We start from the raw sequence: 3,245 nt of genomic DNA, 5'->3' as shown, positions 1-3,245 counted from the left end.
CTGGTCTTCTGGTCAGGTGAGCTTGGGAAAATAAAGTCTTACCAAGCCCCTCCCTTTAGGGATGGGGTTCCTGACACTCCGGTATTTATCCCCGGTAAAGCCATTGAGAATTGAGCCACCCCTGAATTGCGAGTTGTCAATTCTCAGTACAGACGCAAGGCGATCGCTTGAGAAGCATTTAAGATGGCTCAATTCCCAGGGCGATCGCCCTTCTCCTACTGCTGCTGATAAAACTGCAGCACCTCCTGGGTATAGTCGCCGATTCTTTCGCTGTTGTACTGCTCCGGGTCTCCCGTCATCCACCAAGCTGCCGCACGGCGCACGGCTAACGATTCATCACCGGTGGCTTCATACTGCTGTGTGAGCACATCTTCCATCACGCAGGCGAGAATTTCTCTGGCTTTAGCTTCGTTGGCTTCAAACTGCGCCGGGGTCAGTTCCTCGTCAATGCACAGGCGAGACCAACGGGGGATATTCCCCGGTTTGATTTGCCAGTCACTATAAAGACCGTCATTCTCTATGCCCGTTTCCGGTGCCGCCAATCGCAGTGCCTCCACCAAGGAGGCGACTTTGGCATCGGTGATTTGAGCCAGCACTGGTATTGCCCACAGCATGACGCTGCCAATCAGACCGACAAATAGGAAAATTCCTTTCGATCGCCCCTGAGTAGGGTTGCCACTGTCCAAAAATCGAGTGATGTTTCTTTGCAACATTGTCATCTTTAGGTTCCTGTAGGATATTGCAACCATACGGATCGATTGAGCGGTTCAACGAAAAGCAGGCCGCCTAACAGGTAAAAAACTCGGGAGCTTGGTAGCCCCGTCTCTTTAGAGCGGGGCGGAAAAGCGACGGGCGCGGCTTTAGCCGCCGTCATCCTTTGGTGCAGGCAACCTATCAATCCAGTCCTCGATCGTTGCCGTCATAGACTTCTCCCGTTCCTTAGAGAGCTTTCGCATTTATTAGCCGAGACTGCGCCAACCTAATCGTGAAATTCTTTTTCATAATGTATGTGCAATGTACTTGCAATACCCTATCATGTTCGCATGGCTAAAATCTTTGCAGCACAAGTTAATCGACTACCTGAAGACAAGGTATTGTCAGGGGCACTAGAGTATCTGTGCACACAGTCCAATAAGCTCTATAACTGCACTCTCTACTTGGCTCGACAGCTTTACTTTAAGACGGGCAAGTTTTCTAATGGACGGTGGCTGTCCACTGAGATGAAGCGCAATCCTCACATGAAAGCGCTTTATACCAGTGCTGCACAACAAACCTGCATCACTGTGGGGGAAGCCTTCAAAAGCTTTAAGGAACTGCTAAAACTATGGCGTAAGGGTGAATTACCCGAAAGGCCGAAACCACCCAATTATCGGACTTCTGGAGGGCTTTTTCAGATCGGCTATCCAAAGCGCTGGTTAAAGCTGGTAGATGGGATGGTCACAGTCCCAATGGGGACAGCTTGCAGAGTTTGGTTTAACCTGCCAGAAATCTTTCTGCCATTCCCGATCGATCTGGATTGGGGCAAAATTAGAGAACTGCAAATCGTTCCCAGGGCTGGCTATTTTGATGCAGTCTGGATCTGTGAGGGGAGGCCCATTGAACCTGTTATTCTTGACCCTGAAAAAGCCTTATCTATTGACCCAGGCTTAGATAATTGGTTGACCTGCACTACCACAGAAAGCACCAGCTTTATCGTTGATGGCAAGCATCTGAAGTCACTGAACCAGTGGTACAACAAACGAGTTGCGACCATCAAAGAGGGCAAACCCCAGTCGTTCTGGTGCAACCTGTTAGACCGCATTACGGGCAAGCGAAATCGACAGATGCGGGATGCTGTCAACAAAGCAGCTCGAATCGTGATTGACCATTGCCTGGAGCACAGCATCGGAACCATTGTCTTTGGCTGGAATAAGGGCCAAAAGCAGCGGTCTGACATGGGCCGCAAAACCAATCAAAAGTTTGTCTGTGTACCTACTGCAAGGCTCAAAAAGCGCATTCAACAACTTGCACAGCACTACGGCATTATCTTCATCGAACAGGAGGAAAGCTATACGTCAAAAGCTTCTGCGCTAGATCTCGATGAGATTCCCGTTTTCGGTGAAAAACCCGAGGGATGGAAGCCGTCTGGCAGGCGTGTGAAGCGGGGTCTGTACCGTGCAGCCGATGGAGCTGAGGTCAATGCTGACGCAAATGGCTCTTGGAATATCGGCAGAAAAGCAAACGTAACCGGGATGCAAAGCACCCCGGCAAGAGGCGTTTTGACTTCGCCTAAGCGTCTGAGATTATGGGATCTACCGCATGTCGATCCTATCAGAAGTGCTGAAACTCCCTCCGGGGAATCCCCGTCGCTTTAGCGCGGGGAGTAGTCAACCCTTGCCTGAGTGTTGGTTTTGGGCAAATGAATCTTCAAGGGGTGGGGATTGACTCTGGCGGGAGAAAAATCGGGAAAAATTTTCCCGGCGCGCGGAGGGGCTAAACCACCGGCGATCGGTCCGGTTTTTATTAATTCGTTAGGGGCACTACTCGGAGGCGTCGTTTGCCCACAACCCTTCCTCAAGGGTGAGATAATCGGGAGCGAAATAGGTATGTAGGGATCCCAATCGGCGCTGTGTTAAGTAAAAATGGGCGGCGAGGCGATGCTTGCAGAAGGAATCGTGGTGGGCAGTATCGCTGCAAGTGCATCCCTGGTGAGTGACTTCGCTGGTGGTTCCACTGTTGGGATTCCAGACAATTATTTTAGACCCGACTAACTTAACCTGCAAGCGATCGAGGGCGACTTGGTTTTGCCGTGCCAGATATTCGCGCACTTCCAAATTGCTGACGCGGTGGAAGTTTTTCCCTTGGCGCACGGTGATGGAAAACTGCGAGAGGCCAACGCTTTTAATGGTGCCGACCCGATCGTATTTGATGCCCATCAGGTGGAACAAGGAGTCGGTGAAATACTTGCGCGAAACGAAGGTGCAGCATCTCCCGTACTGGGTGGTGTAAACGATGTAGGGGGTGCGGCTATGCTTGATGACGCCGATGCGCTCGATGGTGATTTGGCACCGGACGAGAGGTTTGTGGATGGATTGCTTTCCCTTGTTGGGCAAGCGTTTCGAGGTGGTTTTGGTCTGCGGCCCTTGGGCGTCGGGGAATAATTCGAGTTGGATGGGTTGCGGATCTGAGTTTTTCATCAGAAATTAGGGTTGGTAAGGGGGAGAACGGAAACCCTCGTCATTTATGCGTAGGGAGGAGTTCTCCCC

Annotated in this window: 3 protein-coding genes; 1 reads left to right on the top strand and 2 read right to left on the bottom strand. The window is 51.2% G+C overall.

Annotation, left to right across the window (positions count from 1 at the left end; all coding sequences use genetic code 11):
- Positions 1 to 215 precede the first annotated feature (215 nt).
- The gene (locus LKK83_RS12735) at positions 216 to 719 is read right to left on the bottom strand and encodes a hypothetical protein (protein WP_324631523.1); all 504 of its coding nucleotides are present in this window, start codon (positions 717 to 719) and stop codon (positions 216 to 218) included.
- Positions 720 to 1,043: 324 nt separating this feature from the next.
- On the opposite strand from LKK83_RS12735, the gene LKK83_RS12730 reads away from it, so the two are divergent.
- Complete coding sequence (locus LKK83_RS12730; protein WP_324631522.1) at positions 1,044 to 2,354, top strand: RNA-guided endonuclease InsQ/TnpB family protein; 1,311 nt, start codon at positions 1,044 to 1,046, stop codon at positions 2,352 to 2,354.
- A gap of 165 nt (positions 2,355 to 2,519) precedes the next feature.
- Here LKK83_RS12730 and LKK83_RS12725 read toward each other — a convergent pair whose 3' ends face one another.
- Positions 2,520 to 3,176, bottom strand: coding sequence for a hypothetical protein (locus LKK83_RS12725; RefSeq protein ID WP_324631521.1), 657 nt, complete (start codon positions 3,174 to 3,176; stop codon positions 2,520 to 2,522).
- Positions 3,177 to 3,245: the final 69 nt, after the last annotated feature.

Origin of the sequence: Phormidium sp. CCY1219 (assembly GCF_035615515.1) — a bacterium.
Taxonomy (GTDB): domain Bacteria; phylum Cyanobacteriota; class Cyanobacteriia; order Cyanobacteriales; family Laspinemataceae; genus CCY1219.
This window is presented reverse-complemented; position numbering and strand designations above follow the sequence as displayed.

What these genes read in the sequence shown, in the direction of transcription:
- LKK83_RS12725 (WP_324631521.1), bottom strand. Translation starts at nt 3,176, where the DNA reads ATGAAAAACTCAGATCCGCAACCCATCCAACTCGAATTATTCCCCGAC.
- LKK83_RS12735 (WP_324631523.1), bottom strand. Translation starts at nt 719, where the DNA reads ATGACAATGTTGCAAAGAAACATCACTCGATTTTTGGACAGTGGCAAC.
- LKK83_RS12730 (WP_324631522.1), top strand. Translation starts at nt 1,044, where the DNA reads ATGGCTAAAATCTTTGCAGCACAAGTTAATCGACTACCTGAAGACAAG.